We start from the raw sequence: 16,774 nt of genomic DNA on the forward strand, positions 1-16,774 counted from the left end.
ACGTGGCCATCCGCGTCCTACTGGTCGATGACCAGCCGCTGCTGCGTACCGGCTTCCGGATGATCCTGGAGGCCGAGCAGGATCTCGCGGTCGTCGGCGAGGCCGGAGACGGCCTCCAGGCTCTCGACCAGGTGCGGGCGTTGCAGCCCGATGTGGTGCTGATGGACATCCGCATGCCGCGGATGGACGGGGTGGAGGCGACCCGGCAGATCACCGGGCCGGGGCGGGACGGGCCGGCGAAGGTGCTGGTGCTGACCACCTTCGACCTCGACGAGTACGTGGTGGAGGCGCTGCGGGCCGGGGCGAGCGGGTTCCTGCTGAAGGACGCGCCCGCCAATGAACTGGTCCAGGCGATCCGGGTGGTGGCCTCGGGTGAGGCCATGCTGGCGCCGAGCATCACGCGTCGGCTGCTCGACAAGTACGCCACGCATCTGCCCTCCGGCGACGAGCCGGTGCCGGACACGCTGCACACGCTCACCGACCGTGAGGTGGAAGTGCTGAAGCTGGTGGCGCGCGGGCTGTCGAACGCCGAGATCGCCGCCGACCTCTTCGTCAGCGAGACCACCGTGAAGACGCACGTGGGTCACGTGCTGAACAAACTGGGGTTGCGCGACCGGGTGCAGGCCGCGGTGTACGCGTACGAGAGCGGTCTGGTGCGTCCCGGCGCGCAGTAGCGCCGAACGAGTTGGAAGAACCGGAAGAACTGGCAGCAGAAGAAGGCGCCCCCTGGTCAGGGGGCGCCTTCCTGCGTGTGGCTGTCGGGTCGTCAGCTCTTGCTGAGCTCCCAGAAGCGGAACACCGTGGAGGCGTCCAGGCAGTTCTCCAGGCCGTAGACGTTCTCGCCGACGACCGCGTACTGCTTGGCCTGCCAGAGGGGCAGGACGGGCACCTGCTCGGCGACGATGTTCTGAAGTTCGGCGTAGTCCGCGTCGGTGGCCGTGCGGTCGCTCTGCGCGGCGGTGCGCGGGATGAGCGTGCCGGTGATGGCGGTGTCGGCGTAGTTGTTGCTCAGCACATTGCCCTTGCCGAAGAAGGGCGAGGTGAAGTTGTCGGCGTCCGGGTAGTCGGGCACCCAGCCCTTGACGTAGACGCCGTACTTGCCGGCGGCGACGTCCTTCTCGTACTGGCCGTAGGCGACGGAGCGGACGTCGGCGTCGAACAGGCCGCTGGCGTTCAGCTGGGCCGCGATCGCCTTCAGTTCCTGGTCGGTGGCCGGGCCGTAGCGGGTCGGGGTGGACCAGAGGGTGAGCTTCACCTTGTCGGTGATGCCCTCGTCGGCGAGCGCGGCGGCCGCCGCGGCCCGGGAGGGACGGGCGCCGTAGCGGTCGAAGAAGGCGGTGTTGTGGCCCGCGATGCCGGCCGGGATGATCGAGTAGAGGGGGTCGGCGGTGCCCTCGTAGACGTCCTTGATCAGGGCTTCGCGGTCGACCAGGTGGGCGATGGCCTGGCGGACACCGAGCTTTCCGGCGACCGGGTCGTCCATGTTGAAGACGAGGTGCTGGACCTCGGCGCTGCTGCCCTCGACGACCTCGGCGCCCCCGTCGGCGGTGCTCTGCTGGATGTCGGAGACGTCGGCGGCGGTGAGGCCCCGGTAGGCGATGTCGATCTCGTTCGCGAGGAGGGCCTGCTTGAGGGCCTTCTGGTCGCCGCCGAAGAACTTCAGGGTGACGCCGGTGTTGTTGGCCTCGCCGGCGCTGCCCCGGTAGCTGTCGTTGACGGAGAAGACGGCCTCGTCGTCGCCGAAGGAGTCCAGCTTGTAGGGGCCGGAGCCGACGGCGGCGCCGTCCTCGCGCAGGCCGTCGGCGTCGTACTCCTTGTGGTCGACGATGGAGCCGGCGCCCGAGGCGATCTTGCTCGGGAAGGTGGCGTCGGGGACCTTGAGGCGGAAGACGACCGTCTTGGCGTCGGGTGTCTCGACCTTGTCGAGCATGGGGAACATGATGGCCGGGCCGGCCTCGTCGTCGATCTTCAGCATGCGGTCGAAGGAGAACTTGACGTCCTCGGAGGTGAGCGCGTCGCCGTTGCTGAACTCCAGTCCGTCCTTCAGCGTGCACGTGTAGACCTGGGTCCGCGTGTCCGTGAAGGAGCATTCCCGGGCCGCGTCCGGCTCGGGTTCCGTGCCGCCCTTGGGGAAGCTCAGCAGCGACTGGAAGACGTTGTTGAACAACAGCCAGGAGCCCGGGTCGTAGCCGGAGGCGGGGTCCGTGGCCAGAACGTCGTCGGACATCCCCAGGACCACGGAGGAGGCGTCACCCCCGGAGCCGCCGCTCTGGGTGCCGCAGCCGGTCAACAGGCCGGAGGCCAGTCCCGCCACGATCGGCAGGACTGGCCACTGGTTACGCATGTTCACAAAATGCCTTGTCGTCGGTTCTCTGCACACCGGGGCCGCCGTCCCGGGCCCCGGAAGGGGGGGTGCGTCAGTTGCTCACACCGCGACCGAGCTCCCACAGCTGAAGGGTCGCGGAGGAGTTCAGCACGTAGGCCGTGCCGGTGACGTCGTTGTTCGCGGCCACGTACTGCTTGCCCTGCCACAGCGGCAGGACCGGAACGTCCCTGGCGACGATGTCCTGGATCTCCGTCAGGCTCTTCGCGGCGCTGAGGCGGTCGGCCTCGCGGCGGGAGGCCGGGATCAGGTTGTCGATGATGTCCGTGTTGGAGTACGGGGACTTGAGGAAGTTGTCCTTGTCCAGGAACGGGGCGACGAAGTTGTCGGCGTCGGGGAAGTCGGGGAACCAGCCCATGCCGTAGACGGCGTACTCGCCCTTGCGCTCGGCCGGGACGAACGTGTCCCAGGGGGAGCCCTTGATGGTGACGTCGAACAGGCCGCTGTCGTTGAGCTGCTTCTGAAGCACCTCGAACTCCTGCTTGGTGGCCGGGCCGTAGTGGTCGGTCGTGTAGTTCAGCGTCAGCTTCACCGGGGCGGTGACGTCCGCGTCGGCCAGGAGGGACTTGGCCTTCGCGACGCTCGGGTCGCCGTAGGTGTTGAAGAACGAGTTGGAGTGGCCCGTGAGGGTGGCCGGGACCAGCGAGTAGAGGGGCTCGGCCTGGGAGCCGTACACCTCGGAGACGAGCGCGCTGCGGTTGACGACCTGGGCCATCGCCTGACGCACGGCCTTGGCCTTGACCGCCGGGTCGGTGGTGTCGAAGGCCAGGTAGCGGATCTCGAGGCCGTTCAGCTCGACGAGGTCGATGTCCCCGGTCGCGGCGGCGTCGGAGAGCTTCTGGATCTGCTCCGGCGACATGGTGCGGGTCATCAGGTCGATGTCGCCCTTTTCGAGGGCGGTGCCCATGGCGTCGGCGTCCTCGTAGGAGACCATGTCGACCTGGTCGTTGTTCACGTCCAGCGTCCCCTTGTAATTGGGGTTCTTGGTGAACACGGCCTTGGTCATCTCGTCGCCGTCGGTCTCGGCCTTGAGGGTGTAGGGGCCGGAGCCGTCGACCGAGAAGCCGTCGCGCAGCTTGTCCTTCTCGTAGTCGTCGGGGTTGACGATGCCGGCGACCGGAGTCGACAACTTGAAGGGGAAAGTGGCGTCGGCGGTCTTGAGATGGAAGATGACTTCGTTGTCACCCTGCGTCTCGATGGTGTCGATCGTGGACAGCAGGGCGAACACGCCGGAGTCGGCCTTGATGGTGCGGGCGCGCTCGATGGAGAACTTGACGTCCTCGGCGGTGACCGCGTCGCCGTCCGCGAACTTGAGGCCGCTGCGCAGCTTGCACGCGTAGCGCTCGTTGCCGGTGTCGGTGAAGCCGCAGCTCTGGGCCGCCTCCGGGACGGGTTCGCCCTCGCCCTTGGGCTGGATCATCAGGGTCTGCACGGTCTGGCGCAGGATGTTCCAGGTGCCGACGTCATAGGAGTACGCCGGGTCGAACGGCGCCGGGGCGTCCTTGGTGACGGTGAACCGGTCGGTGGTGCCCATGACGATGGCGTCCCCACTGCCGCTACCGCCGTCGGACCCGCCGCAGGCGGCGAGTACGGGCGCGAGCAGACTGACCACGGCCGGCAGCACCAAAGTCTTGCGGTTCATGCTCGAGTTTCTCCAGAGCTGTCGAGTCCGTGTACCCGGCATGCAGGGGTGTCGCGGCGGATCACGGGGTTAGGGCGAGGTTCTCGCGATGAGATTAGTCCGCACCAGCACGACGGTTCGCGGTCACCGGAGTTGAAACTCCATCACGCTGTGAAACCGGCTGCGAACGCACTGAACAACCGTCAGCGGAAGGATTCGTACAGCCGCCCATCAATCGGGACACAAGGACGCGCCGAAGCCCTCTCCATCAGGCCGTAATGCACACGGAGAGTCAGCTGTCGACCCCCGGACGGGTGGGGAACGTCACACGCCGTACGGGGTTCCGATGCGGTGGAATTCGGCCGCCGCCGGAGCCTTGCCGAAGATCGGAATTCCACCGCGCGCACACCCGCCGAATTCCTTGTTATCGGCGGTGCACGCTGGGTGAACGCCTATCGCATTTCCGTCATCGGCCGATCACCAATGATCGCGGTGCCGATCATCGGAGCGGCATCAGGTCGCGCAGAAATGCCAGGTCGACCTGTTCCAGCGAGGGGACGACGGTGCGTCCGCGGGACGGCGCGATCGGCGCCACGGAGGGCACCGCGACCACGTGACAGCCCGCCGCCTCGGCCGAGGCGACCCCCGTCGCGGTGTCCTCGATGACGGCGCATCTCGTCGGGTCCACGCCGAGTCCGGCGGCCGCGAACAGATAGGGGTCGGGGTACGGCTTGGTCCGCGGGACCTCGTCGCCGGCCACGCTCAGACGGAAGTGCTCGGCGCCGAGCGAGGTGAGGACGCGGTCGATGATGCGCCGGTGGGAGGCGGAGACGAGGGCCGTGGGCACCTCGTGCTCGGCCAGCTCGGCAAGGAGCCGGGCGGCGCCCGGCATCAGGGGCAGGGCGCGGGTGATGCGGTCCTCGAACCCCTCGTTGAGCAGGACGGTGAGTGCGGCGAGGTCGATGCCGGCCCCGGTCGCCTCGATCAGGAACCCGGCGCTGCGGCTCATCGGGCCACCGACCACGACATGGCGCCAGGAGTCGTCGAGGGTGTGACCCAGGCCGGCGAAGATCTCGACCTCGACGTCCCACCAGAAGCCCTCGGTGTCCACCAGGGTGCCGTCCATGTCGAGCAGCACGGCCTCCAGGGCGGAGCCCTCGGCCGTACGGGTTACTGGCGCGGGAACCGTACTGGTCATCCACATACCTCCTTGAGGGACGAGCAGGCCGGTTCCCGCTGGGGGAACCGGCCTTCGGTGGACCGACCAGTGTACGGCTTATCCGATCAGTGTGCTCAGTGGCACGTCCGCGTCACCGTGCGTTGAAGTACTTCGCCTCGGGGTGGTGGATGACGATGGCGTCCGTGGACTGCTCGGGGTGGAGCTGGAACTCCTCCGACAGGTGGACGCCGATCCGCTCGGGCTGGAGCAGCTCGGCGATCTTGGCGCGGTCCTCCAGGTCGGGGCAGGCGCCGTAGCCGAGGGAGAAGCGGGCGCCGCGGTACTTCAGGGCGAACATGTCCTCGACGTCGGCCGGGTCCTCACCGGCGAAGCCGAGTTCGGAACGCACGCGCGCGTGCCAGTACTCGGCGAGGGCCTCGGCCAGCTGCACGGACAGGCCGTGCAGTTCGAGGTAGTCACGGTAGGAGTTGGACTCGAAGAGCTTGGCGGTCTCCTCGCCGATGCGGTTGCCGACGGTGACGATCTGGAGGCCCACGACGTCCGTCTCCCCCGTCTCCTCCGGGCGGAAGAAGTCGGCCAGGCACAGACGGCGGCCGCGGCGCTGGCGCGGGAAGGTGAAGCGGGTGCGCTCGTTGCCCTGCTCGTCCAGGATGATCAGGTCGTCGTCCTTGGACACACAGGGGAAGTAGCCGTAGACGACGGCCGCCTCGAGGAGGTTGTCGGTCTGGAGCTTGTCCAGCAGGCCGCGCAGCCGGGGCCGGCCCTCGGTCTCGACGAGTTCCTCGTAGCTCGGTCCGTCCCCGGTGCGGGCCTGCTTCAGGCCCCACTGGCCCTTGAAGAGGGCGCCTTCGTCGAGCCAGGAGGCGTACTCCTTGAGCTGGATGCCCTTGATGACGCGGGAGCCCTCGAACGGCGGCTTCGGGACGGGGTTGTCGGTGGCTACGTCGGAACGGACGTGGCCCTCCTCCGGGCGTTCCTCGGCCTCGACGGCGGCGGCGCTCGGGCGGACCCGGCGCTGCTTCAGCTCCGGCAGCTGGGCCCCGGGCACCCCGCGCTTGACGCCGATCAGGGCGTCCATCAGGCGCAGGCCCTCGAAGGCGTCACGGGCGTAGCGGACCTCGCCCTGGTAGATCTCGTGCAGGTCCTGCTCGACGTAGGCCCTGGTCAGGGCGGCGCCACCGAGGATGACCGGGTAGTCCGCGGCCATCTTGCGCTGGTTCAGCTCCTCCAGGTTCTCCTTCATGATCACCGTGGACTTGACCAGCAGGCCCGACATGCCGATGACGTCGGCCCGGTGCTCCTGGGCGGCGTCCAGGATCGCGGAGACGGGCTGCTTGATGCCGAGGTTGACGACGTTGTAGCCGTTGTTGGACAGGATGATGTCGACGAGGTTCTTGCCGATGTCGTGGACGTCGCCGCGCACGGTGGCCAGCACGATGGTGCCCTTGCCCTCGGCGTCCGACTTCTCCATGTGCGGTTCGAGGTAGGCCACCGCGGTCTTCATGACCTCGGCGGACTGGAGCACGAACGGCAGCTGCATCTGGCCGGAACCGAACAGTTCGCCGACCACCTTCATGCCGTCCAGGAGCGTCTCGTTGACGATGTCGAGGGCGGGGCGGGTCTGGAGGGCCTCGGCGAGGTCGGTGTCCAGGCCGTTCTTCTCGCCGTCGATGATCCGGCGCTTGAGGCGCTCGTCCAGCGGCAGCGCGGCCAGTTCCTCGGCCTTGCCGGCCTTGAGGGACTTGGTGGTGGCGCCCTCGAACAGCGCCATCAGCTTCTGGAGCGGGTCGTAGCCCTCCGCGCGGCGGTCGTGGATCAGGTCGAGGGCGGTGTTGACCTCTTCCTCGCTGAAGCGGGCGATGGGCAGGATCTTCGACGCGTGGACGATCGCCGAGTCCAGGCCCGCCTTCACACACTCGTCGAGGAAGACCGAGTTGAGCAGGATGCGCGCGGCCGGGTTCAGGCCGAAGGAGATGTTCGACAGGCCCAGCGTGGTCTGTACGTCGGGGCGGCGGCGCTTGAGTTCGCGGATCGCCCCGATGGTGGCGATGCCGTCCTTGCGGGACTCCTCCTGGCCGGTGCAGATGGTGAAGGTCAGGGTGTCGATGAGGATGTCCGACTCCTGGATGCCCCAGTTCGTCGTCAGGTCGTCGATGAGCCGCTCGGCGATGGCGACCTTCGTCTCGACGGTACGGGCCTGGCCCTCCTCGTCGATGGTCAGCGCGATCAGCGCGGCGCCGTGCTCCCGGGCCAGCTCGGTGACCTTGGCGAAGCGGGACTCCGGACCGTCGCCGTCCTCGTAGTTCACGGAGTTGATGACCGCGCGGCCGCCGAGCCGCTCCAGGCCCGCCCGGATGACCGGGACCTCGGTGGAGTCCAGGACGATCGGCAGCGTGGAGGCGGTGGCGAAGCGGCCGGCCAGCTCGTCCATGTCGGCGACGCCGTCGCGGCCCACGTAGTCGACGCACAGGTCGAGCATGTGCGCGCCCTCCCGGATCTGGTCCCGGGCCATCTCCACGCAGTCGTCCCAGCGGCCCTCCAGCATGGCCTCGCGGAACTTCTTCGAGCCGTTGGCGTTGGTGCGCTCACCGATCGCCATGTAGGCGGTGTCCTGGCGGAACGGGACGGTCTGGTAGAGCGAGGCGGCGCCGGGCTCGGGCCGCGGCTGCCGCTCGGCGGGCGAGGCCCCCCGGACCCGCTCCACGAGCTGCCGCAGATGCTCGGGTGTCGTACCGCAGCAGCCGCCGACCAGGTTCAGCCCGTAGTCGCGTACGAAGGTGTCCTGGGCGTCGGCCAGGCCCTCGGCGTCGAGCGGGAAGTGCGCGCCGTCCTTGGTGAGGATCGGCAGACCGGCGTTGGGCATGCACAGCAGCGGGGTGCGGGAGTGGCGGGCCAGATAGCGCAGGTGCTCGCTCATCTCGGCCGGGCCCGTCGAGCAGTTCAGGCCGATCATGTCGATGCCGAGGGGCTCGAGGGCGGTCAGGGCCGCGCCGATCTCCGAGCCGAGCAGCATGGTGCCGGTCGTCTCGAACGCCATCGAGACCAGCAGGGGCACCTCGACGCCGGTCGCCTCCATGGCGCGCCGGGCGCCGAGGATGGAGGACTTGGTCTGGAGCAGGTCCTGCGTGGTCTCCACGATCAGGGCGTCCGCGCCACCGGCCAGCAGGCCCTCCGCGTTGGCCTGGAAGCCGTCGCGCAGGGTGCCGTAGGCGATGTGGCCGAGGGTGGGCAGCTTGGTGCCGGGGCCGATCGAGCCCAGCACCCAGCGGGTGCGTCCGTCGCGTCCGGCGAAGGCGTCGGCGGTCTCACGGGCGATGCGTGCGCCCGCCTCGGACAGCTCGAACACCCGCTCGGAGATGTCGTACTCGGCCATGGCCGAGTGGTTTGCGCCGAACGTGTTGGTCTCGACGCAGTCCACGCCCGCGTCGAAGTACTCCTCGTGCACGGAGCGGACGATGTCCGGCCGGGTGACGTTGAGGATCTCGTTGCAGCCCTCGAGGTTCTCGAAGTCCTCGAGGGTGGGCTCCTGGGCCTGGAGCATGGTGCCCATGGCTCCGTCGGCCACCACCACACGGGTGGCCAGGGCCTCTCGGAGCGCGGACACACGGGTCCGGCTGTCGGCGGAAGGGGTCGGCGGCACAGAGGCCATGAAAGGGCTCCCTCAGATGCGACGGCTGTCGGCTTTGCGTCACCTCAAGGATGCGGGCAGAAAGGCTTCCCGAGACGAGCGCACGCCGTCAGGGTAGCCGGGACGGAGGCCTTATGGTCAGGGGCGTCCACGGGACGGACGGGCGTCGCGGCCTTTCACAGGGCGGCCACGAGCCGGGCACGACCGGAGCACGACCGGACCACGACCGGAGCACGACCGGAGCACGAGCGGGCGACGGCCGTGTCACTCCGTGGAGACGCGCGGTGTAACACGTATCGACCGAACATTAGCGAGAGGTCGGCATGGACCGGTAGTGTTCGACATTGCCGAACGACGGCAGTAGATGCCGTGCGTGGACGGTCCAGGGGACGGAGGCAGGACGGCGATGGCACGGAACATCCAGTCGGTCGAACGTGCGGCCGCGATGCTGCGGCTGCTCGCCGGCGGCGAGCGGCGGCTGGGCCTGTCGGACATCGCCTCGTCCACGGGCCTGGCCAAGGGCACCGCCCACGGCATCCTGCGCACCCTCCAGCAGGAGGGCTTCGTCGAGCAGGACGACGCCTCCGGGCGGTATCAGCTGGGTGCGGAGCTGCTGCGCCTGGGCACCACCTACCTGGACGTGCACGAGCTACGCGCGCGTGCCCTGGTATGGACGGACGACCTGGCCCGGTCCAGCGGCGAGAGCGTGCACCTGGGGGTGCTGCACCAGCAGGGCGTGCTGATCGTGCACCACGTCTTCCGGCCCGACGACAGCCGGCAGGTGCTGGAGATCGGGGCGATGCAGCCGCTGCACTCCACGGCCCTGGGCAAGGTGCTGTCGGCCTACGACCCGGTCGCGCACAGCGAGGTCCTGGAGGCCGAGCGCAAGCCGTTCACGGACCGTACGGTCTGCGAGCCGGAGGCCTTCGAGCGGATGCTCGACCTCACCCGCGCGCGGGGATACGCGGCCGACGTCGAGGAGACCTGGGAGGGCGTCGCCTCCATCGCCGCGCCCATCCACGACCGGCGGCGCATGCCCGTGGGCGCGGTCGGCATCACCGGCGCGGTGGAGCGGCTGGGCCGGGACGGCGAGGTGCGCCCCGAGCTGATCGCCGCGGTACGGGACTGCGCCCGCGCGGTCTCGCGCGACCTGGGCGCCGGGCGCTTCTGAGAAGTACACAAGAGCAGGCCGGGACGTCCTACGACGTTCCGGCCTTTGTCATACGCCGAAATATCAGCTCGAACTGGGCAAAAAGGGCGAGAGTATGCGCACCGGCGCGAAGATCGATAACTCGCAGCGATCAATAACGATCGCACTTTCGATAACAACACTCTTGACGCACACGTAACGCCGCGGCAAGACTCCCGTCCACCGGTCGACATTGTCGAACACCTAACGGCAATACGCGCTAGAGTGTGACAACGCCAAAGGCCGGCATCGCTCTCACCCCCGAGGGCGCTCGAACCCCCGGTGGGACCCGGGGTTCGGCTTCCCTGGACGAAGGACAAAGGAGTCGCGGGTGTCCAGCTCCGACATCTTCATCGGCGAGACCATCGGTACCGCCATACTCATCCTGCTCGGCGGTGGCGTCTGCGCCGCCGTCACGCTGAAGGCCTCCAAGGCCCGTAACGCCGGCTGGCTCGCCATCACCTTCGGGTGGGGTTTCGCCGTTCTGACGGCTGTCTACACCTCGGCGCCCCTGTCGGGCGCCCATCTCAACCCGGCGGTCACGCTCGCACTCGCGATCAAGGACGACGACTGGAGCAACGTTCCGGTCTACTGGGCCGGGCAGCTGCTCGGTGCCGCCATCGGCGCCACCCTGGTCTGGGTCGCCTACTACGGCCAGTTCCACGCGCACCTCACCGACAAGGAGATCGTCGGCGAGCCGGAGGCGGAGACCGCGAAGGCCAAGTCGGTCGAGGCGCGGGAACAGGGCGCCGGCCCGGTCCTGGGCGTCTTCTCCACCGGCCCGGAGATCCGGGTCGTCTGGCAGAACCTCGCCACGGAGATCATCGGCACCATCGTGCTCGTCCTCGCCGTGCTCACGCAGGGCCTGAACGACAAGGGCAACGGCCTCGGCAACCTGGGCGCGCTGATCACCGCGCTGGTGGTCGTCTCGATCGGTCTGTCCCTCGGTGGCCCGACCGGTTACGCGATCAACCCGGCCCGTGACCTCGGTCCGCGCATCGTGCACGCTCTCCTGCCCCTGCCCAACAAGGGCGGCTCCGACTGGAGCTACGCCTGGATCCCGGTGGTCGGTCCGCTGATCGGCGGCGCGATCGCTGCGGGTATCTACAACGTCGCTTTTGCTTAAGAGCACCAGCCACACCGCGTAGTGATCAGCGCCGTACAGACAGCCCCCTCACCACGGAACCCCAGGAGCACACCGTGACCGACGCGCACACCGCCGGCCCCTTCATCGCCGCCATCGACCAGGGCACCACCTCCTCGCGCTGCATCGTCTTCGACCGGGACGGCCGTATCGTCTCCGTCGACCAGAAGGAGCACGAGCAGATCTTCCCGAAGCCGGGCTGGGTCGAGCACGACGCCAACGAGATCTGGACCAACGTCGAGGAGGTCGTCGCCTCCGCCATCGAGAAGGCCGGCATCACCCGCGACGACATCAAGGCGATCGGCATCACCAACCAGCGTGAGACCACGCTGCTGTGGGACAAGAACACCGGTCAGCCCGTCCACAACGCCATCGTCTGGCAGGACACCCGCACCGACGCGCTCTGCAAGGAGCTCGGCCGCAACGTCGGCCAGGACCGCTTCCGCCGCGAGACGGGCCTCCCGCTGGCCTCGTACTTCGCCGGTCCGAAGGCGCGCTGGCTGCTCGACAACGTCGAGGGCCTGCGCGAGCGTGCCGAGGCGGGCGACATCCTCTTCGGCACCATGGACAGCTGGGTCATCTGGAACCTGACGGGCGGTGTGAACGGCGGCAGGCACGTCACCGACGTCACCAACGCCTCCCGCACCATGCTGATGAACCTGCACACCATGGAGTGGGACGAGAAGATCGCCGAGTCCATCGGCGTCCCGCTGGCGATGCTGCCGGAGATCCGCTCCTCCGCCGAGGTGTACGGCGAGATCACCGGCGGCAAGCTGGGCGACCTGCTCGGCGGCATCCCGGTCGCCTCCGCGCTCGGCGACCAGCAGGCGGCCCTGTTCGGCCAGACCTGTTTCGCGGAGGGCGAGGCCAAGTCCACGTACGGCACCGGCACCTTCCTGCTGATGAACACCGGCGAGAAGCCGGTCAATTCCTACAACGGCCTGCTGACCACGGTCGGTTACCGCATCGGCGACCAGAAGGCGGTCTACGCCCTCGAAGGATCGATCGCCGTCACCGGTTCGCTGGTGCAGTGGATGCGCGACCAGATGGGCCTGATCTCCACCGCCGCCGAGATCGAGACCCTCGCGCTCTCGGTCGAGGACAACGGCGGCGCCTACTTCGTGCCGGCCTTCTCCGGTCTGTTCGCCCCGTACTGGCGCTCCGACGCCCGCGGTGTGATCGCCGGCCTCACCCGGTACGTCACCAAGGCGCACCTCGCGCGCGCCGTCCTGGAGGCCACGGCCTGGCAGACCCGTGAGATCACCGACGCCATGACGAAGGACTCCGGCGTCGAGCTCGCGGCGATCAAGGTCGACGGCGGCATGACCTCCAACAACCTGCTGATGCAGACGCTCTCGGACTTCGTGGACGCCCCCGTGGTGCGCCCGATGGTCGCCGAGACCACCTGCCTCGGCGCCGCCTACGCCGCCGGCCTCGCCGTCGGCTTCTGGACCAGCACCGACGATCTGCGCGCCAACTGGCGCCGGGCCGCCGAGTGGACCCCCCGCATGGACGCGGAGACCCGCGACCGTGAGTACAAGAGCTGGCTCAAGGCCGTCGAGCGGACCATGGGCTGGCTCGAGGACGAGGAGTAAGAACCCCACATGACCAGTCAGACCACCCTGAAGTCCGTGCCTGCCCTGGGGACGCACCCGGCGTCCGGCTCGAACCCGAGCCGTGCCGAGACCCGGGAGCAGCTCTCCAAGGCGTCGTTCGACCTTCTCGTCATCGGCGGCGGCATCCTGGGCATCTCCACCGCCTGGCACGCCGCGCAGTCCGGGCTCAGGGTGGCTCTGGTCGACGCCGGCGACTTCGCCGGCGCCACCTCCTCCGCCTCCTCCAAGCTCCTCCACGGCGGTCTGCGCTACCTCCAGACCGGCGCGGTGAAGCTGGTGGCGGAGAACCACTTCGAGCGCCGTGCGGTCTCCCGCCAGGTGGCCCCCCACCTGGCGAATCCGCTCACGTTCTACCTCCCCGTGTACAAGGGCGGGCCGCACGGCGCGGCGAAGCTCGGGGCGGGCGTCTTCGCCTACTCCGCGCTGTCGGCGTTCGGCGACGGCGTCGGTCACCTCCTGTCCCCGGCCAAGGCCGCGCAGGACGTGCCCGAGCTGCGCACCGACAACCTCAAGGCCGTGGCCGTGTACGGCGACGACCAGATGAACGACGCGCGCATGGCGCTGATGACGGTCCGCGCGGCCGTCGAGGCGGGTGCCGTCGTCCTCAACCACGCCGAGGTCTCCGGGCTGCGCTTCACCAAGGGCCGGGTCACGGGCGCCGAGCTGCGCGACCGGCTCTCCGGTGACGAGTTCGGCGTGAGTGCCCGGCTGGTGCTGAACGCGACCGGTCCGTGGGTCGACCACCTGCGCCGGATGGAGGACCCGAACGCGGCTCCGTCCATCCGCCTGTCCAAGGGCGCCCACCTGGTCCTGAAGCGCACCGCCCCCTGGAAGGCCGCGCTCGCGACCCCCATCGACAAGTACCGCATCACCTTCGCCCTCCCCTGGGAGGACATGCTGCTGCTCGGCACCACCGACGAGGAGTTCGAGGGCGACCCGGCGGACGTCTCGGTCACCGAGAAGGACACCGCCCAGATACTCGACGAGGCCGCGTTCTCCATCCGCGACCAGCAGCTGGACCGGGACCTGATCACGTACGCCTTCGCGGGTCTGCGGGTGCTGCCGGGCGGTCCCGGCAGCACGGCGAAGGCCAAGCGCGAGACCGTGGTGACCGAGGGCAGGGGCGGCATGCTGTCCGTCGCCGGCGGCAAGTGGACGACCTTCCGGCACATCGGCCGTACGGTCATGCAGAAGCTGGAGGCGCTGCCCGGCCACCCGCTGGGCGACGACTTCGAGCCGATCTCCTCGCTGCCGAAGAAGCTGCCGCTGCCCGGCGTCGCCAACCCGCGCGCGGTCGCCCACCGGCTGCTGGTCGACAACCCGGCGCCCGGCCCGCGCATGGCGGCCGACACCGCCAGGCACCTGGCCACCCACTACGGCTCGCTGGCCTTCGACATCGCGCGGCTGGCCAACGAGAACCCCGAGCTGGGCGCGCGCGTCCACCCGGACGCCCCCGAGATCTGGGCGCAGGTCGTCTACGCCCGCGACAACGAGTGGGCACAGACGGCGGACGACGTGCTGCGCCGCCGTACGACGCTGACGATCCGCGGTCTCGCCACGGACGACGTCCGCGGCAAGGTGCAGGACCTGCTCGACAAGAAGTAGGTCCAGCGGAAGACCTTTCGCCGGCCCACTCCCCTGACCAGGGCCGGCGTCAGGGAACGGCCCCTCCGTACCGGGGCCGGAACCACGAGACGGGGCGGCTCCACCGAGGTGGAGCCGCCCCGTTTCGTGATGCGACGCCGACGGCCGGGCGCCGGTGACGGTCGGTTCAGCCGAGCGACTCCACGACCGCCCGTACCGCCTCGATGTCCGTCAACTCCTCGCGGCGGACGATCAGTTCGCGGCCCAGCAGCAGTGCGCGCCGGGAGGCGGGCACCGGGTCCGGCAGGGTCGTCAGGTCGGTCAGATGGGCGAAGCCGATGATGCGGCGGACGATCTCCGTGCCGGCGTAGCCGACGGAGTCGGTCCAGACGCGGCGCAGGAAGCGGTCGAGATAGGCGTCGTCGAAGAAGGTGTCGACGCGGGTCGGCCACAGACGGCGGAACTCGGCCTCGAACGCCTCCCAGGAGAGGCGGAGCTGCTCGGCGTGGTCGGACGGCGCGCCCAGTGCCCGCGCCCGTTCCTCGGAGACCAGCACATTGGCCCAGTAGAGGCCGAGGTCGTAGCCGATGGGGCCGACGAAGGAGAACTCGGGGTCGAAGACCCGTACCACGGGCGCGTCTTCGCGTCTGCCGACCATCACGCTGCCGGTGTGCAGGTCGCCGTGGAGGAGGGCCTGGGCGCTGGTCATGAAGGTGTGGCGGAGGTCGGCGACCTCGGTGCGCAGCCGGGTGTCGGCGCGGAAGGCGGCGGCCAGGTCGTCGAGGCCGGGGTGCCAGTGGTTGTGTTCGTGCTCGACGTACGGCTCGGACAGCACGACGTCTTCGGTGATCTTGCACAGCTCCGGGCTGACGGAGGCGGCGATCAGCGCCTTGCGTTCGGCGGACGGCATGCCGAAGTCACTGGTGGCGAAGGAGAACTGGGCGACGAACTCGCCGATCCTCGCCGAGGTGTGCGGGCCGTAGGCCGCTCCCTCGTTGAGCAGCGTGCGCAGCACCTCGAGGTCGGACATGTCCTCCATGACGAGGGCGTAGTTCTCGGGGTCGTAGCCGTGGACCGCCGGGATCTTGTCGGGGGCGACCTTGGCGACCTGCTCGTAGGCCCGGGCCTCGGCGTCGGCGCGGTCGGGGTTCATCGGCCAGGAGGGGCCGGCGACGCGGACCCAGGGCAGAGCCTGCTTGACGGCGAGGCTGCGGGTGCCGTCGGCGGAGGAGGCCAGGAACACCCGGTTCATGTTGCCGTCCGACACCTCCCGGACCCGGATGTCCGCGAGGTCCTCCCAGTGGCCCCGCTCGCCCAGGTAGGCGGGGATGTCGTCGGTCTCCAGGATGCGGTAGCCCATGGTCGTGAACTCCCTTATGCGGTGCGGCGCTTGGACAGGGTGAAGCTGAAGACCAGGGCGAGGATCAGCACGGTGCCCTCGACGACGTCCTGCGTGTAGTACGGCAGGCCCTTGATGGTCAGGCCGGTGGTGATGATGCCGATGAGCACCGCGCCGAGGGCGGTGCCCCAGACGTTCGGCCGGCCACGGCCCAGGACGGAGGTGCCGACGAGTGCCACCGCCACCGCCTCCAGCAACTGGGAGGTACCGGCCGACACATCGCCCTGGCCGATCCTGGACGCCAGGATGAGGCCGCCCACCGAGGCGAGGACGCCGGAGATGACGTAGGCCAGGGCGCGGTAGGCGCCGACCCGGATGCCGGCCAGCCGGGAGGCCTCGGGGTTGGCGCCGATGGCGTACAGGACGCGGCCCCAGCGGGTGCGGGCGAGGAAGACCCAGGCGGCGATCGTCAGACCGCCGAAGATCAGCACGGAGATCGGGATGCCGAGGACCGTGCCGCGGTCGATCTTCAGGAAGCCGTCGGTGAACCTGCCGGGTGCGGTCGATCCGTCGGACATCGTCATGCCCGGAGTGATCGACTGGCCGTCGACGAGGATCAGCTTGCTGCCCTGGATGACGAACATCGTGCCGAGCGTGGCCAGCATGTCGGGGATCTTCAGTACGACGATCAGCAGGGCGTTGAGCAGGCCCGCGAGCGCGCCCGCCACCAGCACCGCGAGGATCGCGACCGTGCCGACCTGGTTGAAGACGACCATCGTCTGCGCGGCGACGGAGACGCCCAGTCCGGCGACGGCCCCGACGGACATGTCCATTCCGCCGACGGCCATGGTGAGCGTGACACCGAGACCGAGGATCGCGGCGACGGAGACGTACCGCAGGGTGTCGAGCAGGGTGGCCGACTCGCGGAAGGAGCCCTCGCTCAGCGCGAAGTACAGGAACAGCGCGACCGTCACGAAGATGAAGCCGTACTTGATCACGGCGTTCTGGACGCGCGCCGCGGTGCCGGTCGCCGGCCGGATCGCCGCCTTGGTGGGGACCTCGGTGCTCTGGGTGGTGGTCATGGGGTGAT

At 69.1% G+C, this 16,774-nt stretch carries 11 protein-coding genes; 5 read left to right on the forward strand and 6 right to left on the reverse strand.

Features of this window, described 5'->3' with window-relative positions; translation table 11 throughout:
* The first annotated feature begins 2 nt into the window (after window positions 1-2).
* Window positions 3-674: a response regulator gene (locus G9272_RS10255; protein ID WP_020128315.1), complete on the forward strand. Its 672-nt coding sequence runs from the start codon at window positions 3-5 to the stop codon at window positions 672-674.
* Between the two features lie 92 nt (window positions 675-766).
* Here the strand turns inward: G9272_RS10255 and G9272_RS10260 are convergent, their stop codons facing one another.
* The 4 genes from G9272_RS10260 to metH all read right to left on the reverse strand — a co-directional run bounded on the left by G9272_RS10260 (window position 767) and on the right by metH (window position 8,833).
* Entirely contained in the window at window positions 767-2,350 is a 1,584-nt protein-coding gene (locus tag G9272_RS10260) for an ABC transporter substrate-binding protein (RefSeq protein WP_171396256.1), read from the reverse strand.
* 67 nt (window positions 2,351-2,417) lie between these two features.
* On the reverse strand, window positions 2,418-4,025 hold the full coding sequence (locus G9272_RS10265; RefSeq protein WP_171396257.1) for an ABC transporter substrate-binding protein: 1,608 nt from the start codon (window positions 4,023-4,025) through the stop codon (window positions 2,418-2,420).
* Window positions 4,026-4,503: 478 nt separating this feature from the next.
* On the reverse strand, window positions 4,504-5,202 hold the full coding sequence (locus G9272_RS10270) for an HAD family hydrolase (RefSeq protein WP_171396258.1): 699 nt from the start codon (window positions 5,200-5,202) through the stop codon (window positions 4,504-4,506).
* Window positions 5,203-5,314: 112 nt separating this feature from the next.
* The gene (metH, locus tag G9272_RS10275) at window positions 5,315-8,833 is read right to left on the reverse strand and encodes a methionine synthase (RefSeq protein ID WP_171396259.1); all 3,519 of its coding nucleotides are present in this window, start codon (window positions 8,831-8,833) and stop codon (window positions 5,315-5,317) included.
* 385 nt (window positions 8,834-9,218) lie between these two features.
* On the opposite strand from metH, the gene G9272_RS10280 reads away from it, so the two are divergent.
* The 4 genes from G9272_RS10280 (at window position 9,219) to G9272_RS10295 (ending at window position 14,366) form a co-directional block, all read left to right on the forward strand.
* The gene (locus G9272_RS10280; RefSeq protein ID WP_171396260.1) at window positions 9,219-9,983 is read left to right on the forward strand and encodes an IclR family transcriptional regulator; all 765 of its coding nucleotides are present in this window, start codon (window positions 9,219-9,221) and stop codon (window positions 9,981-9,983) included.
* 349 nt (window positions 9,984-10,332) lie between these two features.
* A complete protein-coding gene (locus G9272_RS10285; RefSeq protein ID WP_171396261.1) occupies window positions 10,333-11,127 on the forward strand; it encodes an MIP/aquaporin family protein in 795 nt (264 codons plus the stop codon).
* 74 nt (window positions 11,128-11,201) lie between these two features.
* Window positions 11,202-12,740: a glycerol kinase GlpK gene (glpK, locus tag G9272_RS10290; RefSeq protein ID WP_171396262.1), complete on the forward strand. Its 1,539-nt coding sequence runs from the start codon at window positions 11,202-11,204 to the stop codon at window positions 12,738-12,740.
* Window positions 12,741-12,749: 9 nt separating this feature from the next.
* The gene (locus G9272_RS10295; RefSeq protein ID WP_020128307.1) at window positions 12,750-14,366 is read left to right on the forward strand and encodes a glycerol-3-phosphate dehydrogenase/oxidase; all 1,617 of its coding nucleotides are present in this window, start codon (window positions 12,750-12,752) and stop codon (window positions 14,364-14,366) included.
* A 166-nt stretch (window positions 14,367-14,532) separates the two neighbouring features.
* On the opposite strand, the gene mtnK is transcribed toward G9272_RS10295, so the two are convergent.
* Together mtnK and G9272_RS10305 are read right to left on the reverse strand one after the other, a co-directional pair.
* Window positions 14,533-15,705 (reverse strand): S-methyl-5-thioribose kinase, encoded by a 1,173-nt coding sequence (mtnK, locus tag G9272_RS10300; RefSeq protein WP_171396263.1) that lies wholly within the window; start codon window positions 15,703-15,705, stop codon window positions 14,533-14,535.
* A gap of 14 nt (window positions 15,706-15,719) precedes the next feature.
* Window positions 15,720-16,766, reverse strand: a complete 1,047-nt coding sequence (locus G9272_RS10305) for an ABC transporter permease (protein WP_171396264.1) — start codon at window positions 16,764-16,766, stop codon at window positions 15,720-15,722.
* Window positions 16,767-16,774: the final 8 nt, after the last annotated feature.

It is taken from the genome of Streptomyces asoensis, assembly GCF_013085465.1.
Lineage (GTDB): Bacteria > Actinomycetota > Actinomycetes > Streptomycetales > Streptomycetaceae > Streptomyces > Streptomyces cacaoi_A.

Excerpts from the sequence above, each read along its gene's own strand:
- G9272_RS10265 (WP_171396257.1), bottom strand. The coding sequence starts at position 4,025 with ATGAACCGCAAGACTTTGGTGCTGCCGGCCGTGGTCAGTCTGCTCGCG.
- G9272_RS10270 (WP_171396258.1), bottom strand. The coding sequence starts at position 5,202 with ATGACCAGTACGGTTCCCGCGCCAGTAACCCGTACGGCCGAGGGCTCC.
- metH (WP_171396259.1), bottom strand. The coding sequence starts at position 8,833 with ATGGCCTCTGTGCCGCCGACCCCTTCCGCCGACAGCCGGACCCGTGTG.
- G9272_RS10280 (WP_171396260.1), top strand. The coding sequence starts at position 9,219 with ATGGCACGGAACATCCAGTCGGTCGAACGTGCGGCCGCGATGCTGCGG.
- G9272_RS10295 (WP_020128307.1), top strand. The coding sequence starts at position 12,750 with ATGACCAGTCAGACCACCCTGAAGTCCGTGCCTGCCCTGGGGACGCAC.
- mtnK (WP_171396263.1), bottom strand. The coding sequence starts at position 15,705 with ATGGGCTACCGCATCCTGGAGACCGACGACATCCCCGCCTACCTGGGC.
- G9272_RS10305 (WP_171396264.1), bottom strand. The coding sequence starts at position 16,766 with ATGACCACCACCCAGAGCACCGAGGTCCCCACCAAGGCGGCGATCCGG.